Genomic DNA, 14,151 nt, shown 5'->3' on the forward strand with positions numbered 1-14,151 from the left:
GCATGACAGGAAAGCATGCGGTAAAGGCCTGGCTGGGTGTTTGTCTGGTGTCTCTCCTGACAGCATGTTCCCAGGGCAGTGGATTCTCAGATCTTGATCAATTCATGGCCGAGACGAGGGCGAAACCGAGAGGCTATGTTGAGCCCTTGCCGGAGTTCAAAGCTTACGAGGCTTTCAGCTATTCCGCAGCAGATCGCCGCGCGCCGTTTGAACCTCCCATCGACGTTCAACTGACCATGGTGGACCAGCAACCGGTCAGCGATGTTGAACCGGATATGGATAGACCGAGAGAAGTTCTTGAGAATTTTGACCTGAAAACGCTTGAAATGGTCGGCACACTTCAGGGCGCATCGGGTAACCTTTTTGCCCTGATTGAAGATGAGACCGGCGGAATCCATAGGGTCCGTACCGGAAATTACATGGGGCAGAACTACGGCCGCATTGTGGGCGTCAGTGAAACCCGTATCGAGCTTATTGAAATCGTTCCCAATGGCCGGGGTGGCTGGGTTGAGCGTCCTCGCTCCCTGACCCTGGAAGAGGGCGCAGGCTAAGGAGCGGCTGGATGAAAGTTGAAAGAAACATGCACGTACAAAAAAGTTTAGGGTCGAGGCTAGCGATGTTCAGAAAACTCAATGTATACGTCAGCGTGATTGCTTTTGGGTTGTTCTCCGGCCTGGCCAACGCGGTCACGCTGGAAGACGTGTCGTTTTCGTCGCTACCGGGCGAGCGGCTTGAAGTTACACTGCAATTTGATGGAGCGCCGCCGGAACCCTCCGGTTACACCATTGAGCGTCCTGCTCGTATCGCGGTGGACCTTCGGGACACGACCAGTGGTCTTGAAAGTCGCAGTGTTCCTCTGGGATCAGGCAACGCCCAGAGCATGACCGTGGTGGAAACCAAGGACCGCACCCGGCTGATATTCAACCTGGTCGAGCTGGTGCCCTATGACACAGTTCGTTCGGGCAACTCCCTGGTCATGACAATTGGCGGCCAGGCCGATGGCGTTGTCGCGAGTTCCTCTGCTCCCGCGTCTCAAAGTAGTTCAACATCGGGCTCCATGTCTGCCAACGCTCTGGCCGGTGTGGATTTCCGTAGGGGCAAGGACGGTGAAGGTCGCGTTCTTGTTGATCTGGGTAGCTCCAGCACGCCGGTGGACCTGATAGAGCGCGCCGGCAAGATCCGCCTGACAATGGATGATATTGAAGTTCCCTCGGATCTGCGGCGCCGGCTCGATGTTACAGACTTTGCAACACCGGTGACCCGTATTGACACCTTTGTGGAAGATGGCAATGCCGTAGTCGAGATCACCCCCGAAGGCAATTACGACTACATCGCCTACCAGTCTGGTAGCCAGTTTACTGTGAGTGTTGAGGAACTGAGTCAGGAAGAAGCGGAGTCCCGTAGGGAAGAGAAATTCCCGTACACCGGCGACAAGCTGTCCCTGAACTTCCAGGATATTGAAGTTCGCTCGGTTCTTCAGCTGATTGCAGACTTCACAGGCTTGAACCTGGTGGCCAGTGATACGGTAGGCGGCAGCATTACCCTGCGGCTTCAGAACGTTCCCTGGGATCAGGCGCTGGATCTGATTCTCAAGACTAAAGGGCTTGATAAGCGTCAGATCGGTAACGTGTTGCTGGTAGCGCCTGCCGATGAGATAGCCGCGAGGGAGAAATTGGAGCTCGAAACTAACAAGCAAATTGCCGAACTGGCTCCGGTTCGTCTGGACATTATTCAGGTCAACTACGCCAAGGCGGCTGACATTGTTGCCTTGATCAAGGAAGACGAAGAGCTGATCTCTGACCGCGGCTTTGTCTCCTCTGACGTCCGCACCAACACTATCAGTGTTCGTGAAACTGCGGAAAAGCTTGATGAAATTCGCCGCCTGGTATCGACATGGGATGTGCCGGTACGTCAGGTATCTAATGAGGCCCGTATTGTTCGGGCTCAGACTAATGTGGCTGAGAACCTGGGTGTTCGCTGGGGTGGAGCAGCATACGATGTAAGCGGCGACAACGTTTTCTCCATAGGTGGCTCTCAGGGCGCGGTTGAGGAGGCTCGGCAGGCCGCTGGCGGGACAAACAATACTATTACTTTCCCTGGAGCGCTGGCAGTTGATCTTGGCGTTACAGGTGAAGGTGCGTCATCCTTCGCTATCGGTTGGGGCAGCGACGACTTCCTGGTGGATCTGGAACTCTCAGCTCTTGAGAGCGACGGTCAGGCCGAGGTGGTCTCCCAGCCGAGAGTTGTGACTGCCGATCGTCAGACGGCGTCCATCAAGTCTGGTGAGGAAATTCCCTATCAGGAAGCGTCCTCAAGTGGTGCAACGTCGGTTTCGTTCAAGGAAGCCGTGCTCTCTCTGGAAGTAACACCGCAGATTACTCCGGATGACAAGATCATCATGGACTTGGTGGTTAATCAGGACTCCCGAGGTGAGGTGACTGCCGGTATTCCTTCGATCAATACCAATGAAGTCACCACGCAGGTTCTGGTTGGGAATGGCGAGACGGTCGTTCTGGGCGGTATCTTCCAGTCGGAAGTCGCGACCCAGACTACCAAGACGCCGTTCCTTGGAGATATCCCTTACCTGGGTCGTATCTTCAAGCGCACCGAGCACATCGATGAGCGCAGCGAGTTGCTGATCTTCATCACCCCCAAGATCATCAAGAACGATCTACTTCGCTAACCGGTGAAGTTCAAAGGCCGCCGCTTAAAACCGGCGGCTTTTTTGTGCCTGAAACAGGCTCGAGTCGGGTCCTGAACTTATGCAATCACCGGCCCTGTGATATTCTCACCCGCCTGAACAAAACTGAGCGGAAGTTATGTCTTTGCCGAAACGCGTTGTCCTCGTTGGCCCAATGGGAGCAGGGAAAAGCACGATAGGCCGGATGCTCGCCAAAGAGCTCGGCTATCGTTTTCTCGATTCTGATCGCATCATTGAAGAACGATGCGGGGCCAACATCCCGTGGATTTTCGATGTTGAGGGGGAGGATGGCTTTCGTCTGCGGGAAACGGCCATGCTGGATGAGTTGTCCCGCGAGGATAACACCGTGCTGGCCACAGGGGGCGGGGCGGTCATGCGCCAGGAAAACCATCCTATCCTGAAGAGGGATGCGATGGTGATCTATCTGAAAACGTCGATAGAGCAACAGGTAGAGCGAACGCGCAAAGACCGAAATCGACCCTTGCTTCAGAACGACGATCCGGAGGCGGTTCTTCGGAAACTTTTCTCGATCCGCGATCCGCTTTATTCGAGCCTGGCAGACATAATCATGTACACAGACAGGAAAAGCCCGAGGCTTGTCGTTCGTCAGTTGGTCAATCGGCTGAACCCGAAAACCCCACGTCATAAAAGGCAGGTCCGGAAGGAAGGTCGTAATCATGTCTGATCGGTATCGCGAACTCTCGGTGGAGCTCGGTGAACGCAGCTATCCCATTTTTATCGGCGAAGATCTTCTCGGCAGCCTGGATCTGTCATCTTACGTGTCCGGGGCACAGGTCATGATTGTCACCAACGAGACGGTGGCACCGCTCTATCTTGACCGGGCGAAGGCCTGTTTCCCGGGGAAGCGGGTTGATACCGTCACCCTTCCAGATGGCGAGAAGTTCAAGGACTGGCAGACCCTTAACAGTATTTTTGATGGTCTTCTCGAGCAGCGACATACCCGGAAAACCACTCTGGTTGCACTCGGTGGCGGTGTCGTTGGTGATATGGCCGGTTTTGCTGCCGCCTGCTACCAGCGGGGTGTTCCTTTTATCCAGATCCCGACTACCCTGCTTTCCCAGGTGGACTCTTCTGTTGGAGGTAAAACCGGCATCAATCATCCCCTTGGCAAGAATATGATTGGCGCTTTCCATCAGCCACAGGCGGTACTGATAGACACGGCAAGCCTGCAGACCTTGCCTTCTCGGGAGGTTTCGGCGGGGCTGGCAGAAGTCATCAAGTACGGGCTGATTCGGGACCAGGCCTTTCTTGCCTGGCTTGAGGAGCATATGGATTCTCTGGTCAGCCTCAATCCGGAAGCGCTCGCAGAGGCTATCTTCCGGTCTTGCGCGTGCAAGGCAGAGGTTGTTGCCCTCGACGAACGTGAAGGTGGTCTCAGGGCCATACTGAATCTGGGTCATACCTTCGGGCATGCGATAGAAACCTATGCGGGCTATGGCAACTGGCTGCACGGAGAGGCAGTAGGAACCGGTATGCTCATGGCCGCTGAATTGTCCGCTCTTGAGGGGATGATCAGCCGTGAGGATTTTGACCGGATAAACCGACTTATCTTGCGCGCCGGGTTGCCTGATAAGCCTCCGGTCGGAATGACTGCAGATGACTTTATGAGCTTGATGGCTGTCGACAAGAAAAACGTGGACGGCCTGCTCAGGCTGGTCCTGCTTCGCTCGGTTGGCGATGCGGTTGTCACATCCGACGCAAGCCCTGAAAACCTGGCTTTGACGTTTGCCCGTTTTTGCAGCTCGACATGATGCCGGCCTGAAGGCTTCATTGATTTGGTAACGGACCAGCGAACAAGGAAGACCCGTGACTGAAGAAAGCTTGAACAGTCTTGATGGCGGCGGCCTTTTCCCCAGGCTTCAGCAACGTTACAGCCTCCGTGCCAATCCCCTGGAGATGGAGACTCCGTTTTTTCCGGATGCGATGCGTCATCATGCTCTGGAGGCGTTACGCCATCTTTGCGGTTTTGGCGATATGGCTCTGCTACTCACCGGTGCTGCCGGTGCGGGCAAAACCCGGATACTCGCGGAGCTGGTTCGCAGCGAGTCGTCCAGGCTTGATTTTCACCGCATCCCTGCTGCAGCGTTGACCAGCGCCCAGGCGCTTGCCCGGGACCTGAAAGCGGTGGCTCGTTCTAACCTCGGCCCGGAGGACACCCCACGAGATCTGGTTTATCACTTCTTCAGATGGTCGGAGTCCCGGGTTCGAAAGGGGCAGCGTATGGTCCTTTTGATTGACGATGCAGACCGTGCACCGACGGAGTTGCTCCGGCTGATTCTATCCGCGTATTTGGCTTCAGAGCGCAGTTCTTCCGCGGTTCCTGTATTTTCCGGCACCGACAACCTGGTCCAGATGCTTGGCCTGGATGATTCCAGCACAAGTGTTCATCAGATACACCTTCGGCCCCTGACGAAAGACGAAATTCTTGCCTATCTTGAGCCAAGGGTTCATGCAGCCGGCGGTAAGGTGGGCGAGCTTCTCAGTCCGGCCCGGGTTTCGAAAATTCACGCATTGAGCCAGGGGAGTTTTTCGAGGCTGAAGCGTGTAACGCCAGGCGTTTGGCTGGACATGGTGTCGGCACCGAGTGCGGGTCGATCGCGTGAAGTGCCCTGGAAAAGGCTTCTGTGGCCGTCGTTGGCCCTGGTTCTGCTTGCGGGCTCCTGGTGGTTCGTATCGCGCCAATATGATGAGTCGGTTGCCGAAGAGGTTGTGAAAGCGCCAGAGCCGGTGAGAAAGAGCATTACCATTGGTCCGGAAACCGGGGATACCGAGCCCGCTCCCAATGATCCACCGATTGCGACCGAAACTCTGTTGACAGAGCCGGCAACCGAGCCGGACCCTGTCCAGCCAGAGCCAGAGCCAGAGCCAGAGCCAGAGCCAGAGCCAGAGCCAGAGCCAGAGCCAGAGCCAGAGCCAGAGCCAGAGCCAGAGCCAGAGCCAGAGCCAGAGCCAGAGCCAGAGCCAGAGCCAGAGCCAGAGCCAGAGCCAGAGCCAGAGCCAGAGCCAGAGCCGGAGCCGGAGCCAGAGCCGGAAGCCGCGCCCGAGTTCACTCCGGCCGATCCGGAGCATTTTGCAGCCATCGACCAGGTTCGGGCGCGAGGAGGCTGGACTATACAGCTGGTCGCCGGCAATCTGGAGCAGACTGCACTAAATGTCATATCCAGCTATTCAGAGCTCGACGATCTGGTGTATACCCGAGGGGAAAGGCAGGGCCAGCCCTGGTTTATGGTATTCTATGGCGAGTTCCCTAGCCGAGAGGCAGCGAATGCCGCAGCATCCGGTTTGCCGGAAGAGCTGGCTTCCCGGTCGCCCTGGGTGCGTCCGGTCGACAATTTATAACGCCGTCATTTCCGGCGCTAACTTGTTGTTCCATAACCTTGTCGATTGGTAATTCCGGTTTCGGCTTCCCACAATAACTCCACGCCGATTTGAGTACGTATTTCTACGTGTGTAAAATAGCCAGCCCCCATTTTCAGTGTCAAAGGGTGGTTGTATGGCTGCGCGCCAATTAACTCTTTGATTGAAAAGCATTTCTACGTGAGAGAACGCTTATGATGACAGGTTTGTATCATCCCGATGAATTCAGGGACAACTGTGGATTCGGTCTGATTGCCCACATGAAGGGCGAGGCCAGCCATAAGTTGTTGCAAACTGCCATCGAGTCTCTGACCTGCATGACCCACCGAGGTGGTATCGCTGCAGACGGCAAGACCGGCGATGGTTGTGGCCTGCTAATCCAGAGCCCGGATGGCTTCCTGAAAAAGGCCGCCAAGGCAGCCTTTGGCAAGGAGCCAGGCGACCTCTTTGCCGTGGGCCAGGTGTTTCTTAACCCCGACGAGAACAAGGCTGCCGCCGGTCGCGCGGCTATTGAAAAAAGGCTAACCGAACAGGGTCTGGAAATCCTCGGCTGGCGTGAAGTACCGGTGGATGACAGTTGCCTGGGCCCTATGGCGCTGGATTGCCTGCCCCGAATTGAGCAGGTGTTTGTGGTGCCTGATGGCAAGGAAGAGCGTGACTTTGCGATCAGTCTGTTCGTCGGTCGCCGGCACGCCGAAAGCGATATGGCCGACGATCCGGAATTCTATATTTGTAGCCTGTCGCACCGCACTCTGGCCTATAAGGGCCTGATGATGCCGGCGGATCTGGCCAATTTCTACAAGGATCTGGGTGACCCGGATCTTGAGACCGCTATCTGTGTATTCCATCAGCGGTTCTCGACCAACACCATGCCCCGGTGGCCGCTGGCCCAGCCGTTCCGGTATCTGGCCCATAACGGTGAGATCAACACCATTGACGGCAACCGCAACTGGGCCATCGCCCGAGCCGCCAAGTTCAGCTCTCCGGAACTACCGGATTTGCAGACCCTGCAGCCGCTGGTGAATCTCACCGGTTCCGACTCCTCGAGTATGGACAACATGCTGGAAGTGCTGCTTGCCGGAGGTGTAGATCTTTTCCGTGCCGTTCGCATGATGATTCCGCCGGCCTGGCAGAATGTCGACAGTATGGACTCGGAGCTGCGAGCGTTTTACGAGTACAACTCCATGCATATGGAGCCCTGGGATGGCCCCGCTGGGCTGGTCATGTCGGACGGCCGCTATGCTGTGTGCATGCTGGATCGGAACGGCCTGCGCCCGGCTCGCTGGGTCATCACCAAGGATGACTTTATTACTCTGGCATCAGAGATTGGTACCTACGGGTACCAGCCTGACGACGTGGTTGCCAAGGGCCGTGTCGGGCCAGGTCAGATGCTGGCAATCGACACTGAATCCGGTGAAGTCCTGCACACCAAGGACATCGATCAGCGGCTGAAGACCGCCCAGCCGTACAAGCGCTGGTTGCGTGAGAACGCGCTGCGCGTGGAAACCACGCTGAACCAGGATACCCCGGATTTCAGGCTGATGGACTCCGACGAACTTCTGGTGCATCAGAAGATGTTCATGGTCTCCTTCGAGGAGCGTGACCAGGTGTTGCGCCCGCTGGCGGAAAACGGCCAGGAAGCCGTTGGCTCCATGGGTGACGATACCCCGATGGCCGTGCTTTCAAGCAAGGTCCGCCACGTTGCTGACTACTTCCGCCAGAAGTTCGCCCAGGTGACCAATCCGGCCATCGATCCTTTGCGTGAGTCGATTGTCATGTCCCTGGAGACCTGTCTGGGGGCTGAGCGCAACGTGTTCGAGGAAACTGCCGATCACGCAGATCGCATAATTCTGACTACGCCCGTACTGTCTCCGGCCAAGTTCCTGAAGATCGCCAACAACGAACGTCCCGGATTCGAGGTGGCTCGTATCTCCATGAGCTACCGTCCAGAGCAGGGGCTGGAGCAGGCGATTCGTCAGGTATGTGACGAAGCGGAGCAGGCCGTCCGTGATGGCAAGGTACTGCTGATCCTCACCGATAAAGATCTGAAAGAAGGTGAACTGCCGGTCAACGCCCTGATGGCTACCGGTGCGGTTCACCATCACCTGGTCCAGAAGGGGCTGCGCTGCGATTCCAATATCATTGTTGAAACCGGTTGGGCCCGGGATCCCCACCATTTCGCTGTGCTTTTCGGTTTTGGTGCGACGGCGGTGTATCCGTATCTTGCCTACCAGGTGCTGAATGATCTGATTCGCACCGGCGAACTGCTGATGGATCCGATTGACGCCAAGAACAACTATCGGAAGGGCATCAACAAAGGGCTGCTGAAGATCCTCTCCAAGATGGGTATCTCGACCATCACCTCCTACCGGGGCGCCCAGCTTTTCGAGGCGATCGGTCTGGCTGACGATGTCGTTGACCTGTGCTTCAAGGGTGTGCCGAGCAGGATCCAGGGTGCTGGCTTCTACGATTTCCAGCAGGACCAGGAGCAACTGGCCTCTGCAGCCTGGAAGCCGCGCAAGCCGATTGTCCAGGGTGGTCTGCTGAAGTATGTCCACGGTCAGGAATATCATGCCTTTAATCCGGATGTCGTCGGCAAACTGCAGGAAGCGGTAACCAGTGGCGACTATGGTCACTACAAAGAATATGCCGGTCTGGTCAATGAACGTCCGGTAGCAACCCTGCGGGATCTCCTGGGCTTCCGGAAAGACCTCAAGCCGATTGACCTTTCCGAGGTTGAGCCGGCAGAGAACATTTTCCCGCGCTTTGATTCTGCGGCCATGTCCCTGGGTGCGCTGTCTCCAGAGGCTCACGAGGCCCTGGCAGTCGCTATGAACACTCTGGGTGGTCGCTCGAACTCCGGCGAGGGCGGTGAAGATCCGGCCCGCTATGGCACCGAAAAGCGCTCCAAAATCAAGCAGGTGGCTTCCGGGCGTTTCGGCGTCACTGCCGAATACCTGCGTAGTGCTGATGTCATGCAGATCAAGGTGGCCCAGGGCGCCAAGCCCGGCGAGGGTGGCCAGTTGCCGGGGGGCAAGGTCAACGATCTGATCGCCCGCCTGCGCTATTCGGTGCCCGGTGTAACACTGATTTCACCGCCACCGCACCACGATATCTATTCTATTGAGGATCTGGCTCAGCTGATTTTTGACCTCAAACAGGTCAATCCCCAGGCCCTGGTGTCAGTGAAGCTGGTCTCCGAACCAGGTGTCGGTACGATTGCGGCGGGTGTGGCCAAGGCCTACGCCGACCTGATCACCGTTTCAGGTTACGATGGCGGCACCGCAGCAAGCCCGCTGACGTCCATCCGCTACGCTGGCTCCCCCTGGGAGCTGGGGCTGACGGAAACCCAGCAGGCTCTGCGGGCCAACGATCTGCGTGGCAAGATCCGTCTGCAGACCGATGGCGGCATCAAGACCGGTCTGGATGTCGTGAAAGGTGCGATCCTGGGTGCCGAAAGCTTTGGTTTCGGTACCACGCCGATGGTGGCGCTGGGCTGCAAATACCTCCGAATCTGCCACCTGAACAACTGCGCGACCGGTGTGGCTACCCAGAACGATCACCTCCGTGAAGAGCACTTCAAGGGCACGGTGGAAATGGCCATGAATTTCTTCCGTTTCGTGGCTGAGGAAACCCGCGAGTGGATGGCGAAGCTGGGCGTGCGCAGCCTGGAGGAACTGGTCGGTCGCGTTGATCTGCTGGAACGTCTGCCGGGCGATACCGAGCGCCAGAAGAAGCTGGATCTCAGTCGCCTGTTGTCCAATGACCATATTCCGGCGGACAAGCCTCAGACCTGTCAGGTGGAGCGGAACCATCCGTTCGACGAGGGCAAGCTGGCGGAACAGATGGTTCAGGATACCGCTGCAGCCATCAAGGAAAAGAGTGGTGGCGCCTGGTCCTACCGGGTAACCAATTGCGACCGCTCCATTGGCGCGCGTCTGTCTGGCGAAATCGCCCAGCTGCATGGGAACCAGGGCATGGTCGATGCGCCCATTACCCTGGACCTTACCGGCACCGCCGGCCAGAGCTTCGGTGTCTGGAACGTGGGTGGCCTCAACCTGATCCTCGAGGGCGATGCCAACGACTACGTCGGTAAGGGCATGACCGGTGGCAAGCTGGTGGTCAAGCCTCCCCGGGGCAGTGTCTTCAAGAGCCAGGAAACCTCTATTGTCGGCAACACCTGCCTGTACGGGGCAACTGGAGGCAAGCTCTTTGCGGCAGGAACCGCTGGTGAGCGCTTTGCCGTTCGTAACTCTGGCGCCCATGCGGTTGTGGAAGGCGCTGGTGATCACTGTTGCGAGTATATGACCGGCGGTCTGGTGACCGTTCTTGGCTCTACCGGGCACAATTTCGGTGCTGGTATGACCGGTGGCTTTGCCTATGTGATGGATCTCAACAACACCTTCGTGGACAAGTACAACCACGAGCTGGTCGAGATTCAGCGGATTTCCAGTGAAGATATGGAGTCCTACCGTAATCACCTGCGGGGTGTGATCCGTGAGCATATCTCGGAAACCGGCAGCGAGTGGGCTGAGCACATTCTTGAGAATTTCGACGACTACATTGGCCGTTTCTGGCTGGTGAAACCCAAGGCGGCGAACCTGCGCAGCCTACTGGCCAGCACCCGGGCGCGTCCGGAATAAGAAGCTGAGAGGGTTTTGGGGTGTGCAGCCTGGCTGCGGCCCTTGTCGAAATTGAGTTGATGAGAGCATCCTGATGAAAGAACGACTGAGTAACGACTTCCAGTTTGTTGAAGTAGGACGGGTTGACCCGAAGAAGGTCCCGGCCAAGAAGCGGAAAAAAGAGTTTGGTGAAATCTACCACCCTTTCACGGCAGATAGCGCGGCATCCCAGTCCCACCGCTGTCTTGAATGTGGTAATCCCTATTGCGAGTGGAAGTGCCCGGTTCACAACTACATCCCGAACTGGCTCAAGCTGGTTTCCGAAGGCAATATCATGCGGGCCGTCGAGTTGTGTCATCAGACCAACTCCCTACCTGAGGTTTGTGGTCGCGTATGTCCGCAGGATCGCCTGTGCGAGGGTGCCTGTACGCTGAACGACGGCTATGGTGCGGTCACCATCGGGTCTGTCGAAAAGTACATTACCGACACCGCTTTTGCCCTTGGTTGGAAGCCGGATATGTCCGCGGTGAAGTGGACAGACAAGAAGGTTGCGGTTATCGGCGCCGGCCCTGCGGGTCTGGGGTGCGCGGACGTTCTGGTTCGCAATGGCGTCAAGCCGGTGGTATTCGATATCTATCCGGAAATCGGCGGTCTGCTGACGTTCGGCATTCCCGAGTTCAAGCTGGAAAAATCCGTTATGACCCGCCGCCGCAAGGTGTTCGAGGAGATGGGCGTGGAATTCCGCCTGTCTACCGAGGTGGGCAAGGACGTTCAGCTGAAGGAGATCATTGACGAGTACGATGCCGTTTTCATGGGCATGGGCACCTACACCTACATGAAGGGCGGTTTCCCGGGCGAGAACCTGCCGGGCGTTTACGACGCGCTGCCGTTCCTGGTTTCCAACGTCAACCGCCGCCTTGGCTTCGAGAAAGACGAAGCGGACTTCATTGACATGAAAGGCAAGCGGGTTGTTGTCCTGGGTGGTGGTGACACGGCCATGGACTGTAACCGCACGTCGATCCGTCAGCAGGCCGAGAGCGTCACCTGTGCCTACCGCCGGGATGAGGCCAATATGCCTGGGTCCCGTCGTGAAGTGGCCAACGCCAAGGAAGAGGGCGTCAAGTTCCTCTTCAACCGTCAGCCCATTGCCATCATCGGCGAAGACAGGGTTGAAGGTGTGAAAGTGGTTCAGACCCGACTGGGTGATCCTGATGAAAATGGCCGTCGCCGTCCGGAAGTGGTTCCGGGCAGTGAGGAAGTCATTCCTGCCGACGCGGTTCTGGTGGCCTTTGGCTTCCGTCCGAGCCCGGCCGACTGGTTTGATGAACTGAAGGTGAATACAGACGATTCGGGCCGGGTAACCGCGCCGGAAGAGTCCGAGTTCATGTTCCAGACCAGCAACGAGAAAATCTTCGCAGGCGGTGACATGGTCCGCGGTTCGGATCTGGTCGTAACCGCTATCTGGGAAGGCCGTCAGGCTGCCGAAGGTATCATGGATTACCTCGATATCTGATCGCGGGATTGATCCTGATCAGAAGGGCGGTTTCCTAAGGGAAAGCCGCCCTTTTTTATTCCCGCAAACCGGGTATTATGGCTCCCCATCCAAATTTGCCCTTTTGTACAGAACACGCTGGATTTCCTATGACAGAGCTGAAAAATGATCGTTTCCTGCGCGCCCTGATGCGCCAGCCCGTGGACCGCACACCGGTTTGGATGATGCGACAGGCAGGGCGATACCTGCCGGAGTACCGTGCGACCAGGGCAAAAGCCGGCGACTTTCTCAGCCTGTGCAAGAACACGCCGTTGGCCTGCGAGGTAACGCTGCAGCCTCTGGAGCGTTTCCCACTGGACGCCGCAATCCTGTTTTCAGATATCCTGACGATTCCGGACGCTCTGGGTCTCGGCCTGTACTTCGAAACCGGCGAGGGCCCGAAATTCCGGAACACGATCCGCTCCGAAGCCGATGTTGCCGCTCTGCCGAAGATCAACGCTGAGGTGGACCTGGATTACGTCATGAACGCGGTCTCCACCATCCGCGGTGCGCTGAATGGCAGTGTTCCCCTGATCGGCTTCTCCGGAAGCCCGTGGACCCTCGCCACCTATATGATTGAAGGGGGCTCTTCCAAGGATTTCCGAGAGGCCAAGAAGCTCATGTATGGCCAGCCAGAGGTTATGCACCGCTTGCTGGATCATCTGGCGGACGCGGTCATTGACTACCTCAACGGCCAGATCAAGGCCGGTGCCCAGGCCGTGCAGATTTTTGATACCTGGGGCGGCGTGTTGAGCAGCTGGGCCTATGAGGAGTTCTCGCTTCGCTACATGAAGAAAATCGTCGATGGCCTGATTCGCGAGAGCGACGGTCGCCGGGTGCCGGTGATTCTGTTCACCAAAAACGGCGGCCAGTGGCTGGAATCCATTGCCGATTCCGGTGCGGATGCCGTTGGCCTGGACTGGACCACGGATATCGGCAACGCCCGCGCCCGCATTGGCGACCGGGTGGCCCTTCAGGGCAACATGGACCCGGCCATGCTGTATGCACCGCCTGAGCGGATTCGCCAGGAAGTGGCCGATATCCTGAGGCGCTTCGGTTCCGGCCCCGGCCATATCTTCAACCTTGGTCACGGGATTACGCCGGATGTGGATCCGGAGCATGCCAAGGCGTTCATTGAGGCCGTGGTAGAATTAAGCCCGGAATATCACCGCTGATTTAGGAGTCATGTCTCTCCTAGCCTGCTGATCTAGCGGGCTGGGTCGTTGTGGGAGCCTTTCCAAAAACCGCTACGAGCACATCCATGTGCGCTTGTCCTCGGCCATCCCTGGCCTCCGACATTTTTGGAAAGGCTCCCACAACGACCCCCATCAGGCGATGGAGATATATCCTTCCAATTACCCTCGCTTACTCACAAATCCTCTGAATGCAATCTCCTGTCCGGTCTATAGTCCCGTAGGTCGGATTAGGCGCGCAACGCGCACCGTAATCCGACAACCGAAGCCCCACTCAAAAACTCCTCTGGATGCATTCTCCTGTCCGGTCTATAGTCAGGTGACACAAGACTGGTAAACAGGAGTAACCCGTTGCCCACCAAAGCCCCCGAAAAGCGCCGGTTCCACCGGATCGAGTTTGATGCGCCCTGCGAGCTACATTGCCAGGACTCTGTCTGGAAGACTGAAGTGCTGGATATTTCCTTGAAAGGCGTTCTGGTAAAGCGGCCGGAAGGGTGGGACGTGCCGTTAAAGCAGCCCTGCGAGGTGATTATTCACCTGAATGATCATGAGGCAGGCATTGTGATGGCGGTGGAGCTTCGTCATATAGAGCCGCACCGGTTGGGGTTTAAGTGCCAGTACATTGACCTAGATAGCGCCACTCATCTGAAACGTCTGGTTGAACTTAATCTCGGTGATCAAGCTCTTCTGGAGAGGGAGTTTGCGCATCTTATTGATTAGGTAGGC

Annotated in this window: 9 protein-coding genes; all 9 read left to right on the forward strand. The window is 57.1% G+C overall.

Features of this window, described 5'->3' with window-relative positions:
- Positions 1 to 2: 2 nt before the first annotated feature.
- The 9 genes from ACO06L_RS18370 to ACO06L_RS18410 all read left to right on the forward strand — a co-directional run bounded on the left by ACO06L_RS18370 (position 3) and on the right by ACO06L_RS18410 (position 14,145).
- Entirely contained in the window at positions 3 to 551 is a 549-nt protein-coding gene (locus tag ACO06L_RS18370; protein ID WP_064230266.1) for a pilus assembly protein PilP, read from the forward strand.
- Positions 552 to 616: 65 nt separating this feature from the next.
- The gene (pilQ, locus tag ACO06L_RS18375; protein WP_421846092.1) at positions 617 to 2,683 is read left to right on the forward strand and encodes a type IV pilus secretin PilQ; all 2,067 of its coding nucleotides are present in this window, start codon (positions 617 to 619) and stop codon (positions 2,681 to 2,683) included.
- Between the two features lie 136 nt (positions 2,684 to 2,819).
- On the forward strand, positions 2,820 to 3,386 hold the full coding sequence (aroK, locus tag ACO06L_RS18380; RefSeq protein ID WP_064230264.1) for a shikimate kinase AroK: 567 nt from the start codon (positions 2,820 to 2,822) through the stop codon (positions 3,384 to 3,386).
- The gene (gene aroB / locus ACO06L_RS18385) at positions 3,379 to 4,473 is read left to right on the forward strand and encodes a 3-dehydroquinate synthase (RefSeq protein WP_202348076.1); all 1,095 of its coding nucleotides are present in this window, start codon (positions 3,379 to 3,381) and stop codon (positions 4,471 to 4,473) included. The genes aroK and aroB overlap by 8 nt, the downstream gene beginning before the upstream one ends.
- A 55-nt stretch (positions 4,474 to 4,528) precedes the next feature.
- Positions 4,529 to 6,061: an AAA family ATPase gene (locus tag ACO06L_RS18390; protein ID WP_421846095.1), complete on the forward strand. Its 1,533-nt coding sequence runs from the start codon at positions 4,529 to 4,531 to the stop codon at positions 6,059 to 6,061.
- A 212-nt stretch (positions 6,062 to 6,273) separates the two neighbouring features.
- A complete protein-coding gene (gene gltB / locus ACO06L_RS18395) occupies positions 6,274 to 10,722 on the forward strand; it encodes a glutamate synthase large subunit (RefSeq protein ID WP_202348074.1) in 4,449 nt (1,482 codons plus the stop codon).
- A 73-nt stretch (positions 10,723 to 10,795) separates the two neighbouring features.
- Positions 10,796 to 12,214 (forward strand): FAD-dependent oxidoreductase, encoded by a 1,419-nt coding sequence (locus tag ACO06L_RS18400; protein ID WP_064230260.1) that lies wholly within the window; start codon positions 10,796 to 10,798, stop codon positions 12,212 to 12,214.
- Between the two features lie 128 nt (positions 12,215 to 12,342).
- Positions 12,343 to 13,407 (forward strand): uroporphyrinogen decarboxylase, encoded by a 1,065-nt coding sequence (hemE, locus tag ACO06L_RS18405; RefSeq protein ID WP_104323170.1) that lies wholly within the window; start codon positions 12,343 to 12,345, stop codon positions 13,405 to 13,407.
- A 369-nt stretch (positions 13,408 to 13,776) separates the two neighbouring features.
- Entirely contained in the window at positions 13,777 to 14,145 is a 369-nt protein-coding gene (locus ACO06L_RS18410; protein ID WP_202348073.1) for a PilZ domain-containing protein, read from the forward strand.
- Positions 14,146 to 14,151: the final 6 nt, after the last annotated feature.

It is taken from the genome of Marinobacter sp., assembly GCF_965229985.1.
Classification (GTDB): Bacteria; Pseudomonadota; Gammaproteobacteria; order Pseudomonadales; family Oleiphilaceae; genus Marinobacter.

What these genes read in the sequence shown, in the direction of transcription:
- gltB (WP_202348074.1), top strand. Translation starts at nt 6,274, where the DNA reads ATGATGACAGGTTTGTATCATCCCGATGAATTCAGGGACAACTGTGGA.
- aroB (WP_202348076.1), top strand. Translation starts at nt 3,379, where the DNA reads ATGTCTGATCGGTATCGCGAACTCTCGGTGGAGCTCGGTGAACGCAGC.
- ACO06L_RS18370 (WP_064230266.1), top strand. Translation starts at nt 3, where the DNA reads ATGACAGGAAAGCATGCGGTAAAGGCCTGGCTGGGTGTTTGTCTGGTG.
- aroK (WP_064230264.1), top strand. Translation starts at nt 2,820, where the DNA reads ATGTCTTTGCCGAAACGCGTTGTCCTCGTTGGCCCAATGGGAGCAGGG.
- hemE (WP_104323170.1), top strand. Translation starts at nt 12,343, where the DNA reads ATGACAGAGCTGAAAAATGATCGTTTCCTGCGCGCCCTGATGCGCCAG.
- pilQ (WP_421846092.1), top strand. Translation starts at nt 617, where the DNA reads ATGTTCAGAAAACTCAATGTATACGTCAGCGTGATTGCTTTTGGGTTG.
- ACO06L_RS18400 (WP_064230260.1), top strand. Translation starts at nt 10,796, where the DNA reads ATGAAAGAACGACTGAGTAACGACTTCCAGTTTGTTGAAGTAGGACGG.